The organism is Streptomyces mutabilis (genome assembly GCF_014649815.1).
Classification (GTDB): domain Bacteria; phylum Actinomycetota; class Actinomycetes; order Streptomycetales; family Streptomycetaceae; genus Streptomyces; species Streptomyces mutabilis.
The window spans coordinates 1-780 of the sequence record NZ_BMTT01000129.1 but is presented as its reverse complement, the minus strand read 5'-3'; the positions used below and the strand labels follow the sequence as shown (position 1 = coordinate 780).

The window sequence follows — 780 nt, the reverse complement described above, 5'->3', positions numbered from 1 at the left end:
CAGCTCCCACGCCAGGCACTGCTCCACCGACCAGCCGGCCATCTCCGCACGCCGGCCCGGACCGGAGACCTCCCGCACCACCTCAGCGGCCTCGGTCTCCGGCTCCGCCTCGGTCTCGGTGTCGGTTTCGGTCTCGGACGACACGGTGACATCGAGGAGTTCGACCAGCGGTGTCCCATCCTGTAGGTACAGGAGGACGGCCCCGGCACCGCCGTCGACGACGGCCCACGAGGCCGCCCCGACGCCATGCACGCGTACCGTCCCGATGGCCGACACCGCGTCCGTGTCCGCGCCGAGCTGTCGGCACAGTGCCTCCAGGCCGGCGTCCACCTGCGCGGGTACCAGGGTGAGGCCCTCTGCGGCACTGTCGTCGAGCTCCACCAGGGTGCCGAGGTCCCGGGCCGCCTCCACATCGAGTGGGTCCGCCGCGGCCTCGGCCACCCACCGGGCCAGGCCGCTGCTGCCGAGCACAGGCTCCTCGTCCTCGGTCTCCACGGACCACTCGACGATGTCGTCAGCGCCCGGGAACAGGGACACGTGGACACGCCGCCCGCCCTCGGTCAGCGGGATGGGACCTTCGACGACCACGTCGCGCAGTTCGTACGGCCACTGGTCGGCGCCTGTGCTGAGTCGCGCCGCGACGAGCGCCATCTCGAGCTGTGCGCCCACCCGCAGAGCATCACCGTCGAGTACGGAAGTGAAGCGCTGCCCCGCCATGTCGGAGGTGTTCTCGTGGACGAGGGGATGCAGCCGCGCGGCCCCTCGGCTCGGCGTGGACCC

1 protein-coding gene is annotated in these 780 nt (G+C 72.2%); it reads right to left on the bottom strand.

Going from position 1 to position 780, the window contains the following annotated elements; genetic code table 11:
* Positions 1–669: hotdog family protein (locus IE142_RS34995; protein ID WP_229831225.1), on the bottom strand; the 669-nt coding region annotated here is incomplete at its 3' end.
* Positions 670–780: the final 111 nt, after the last annotated feature.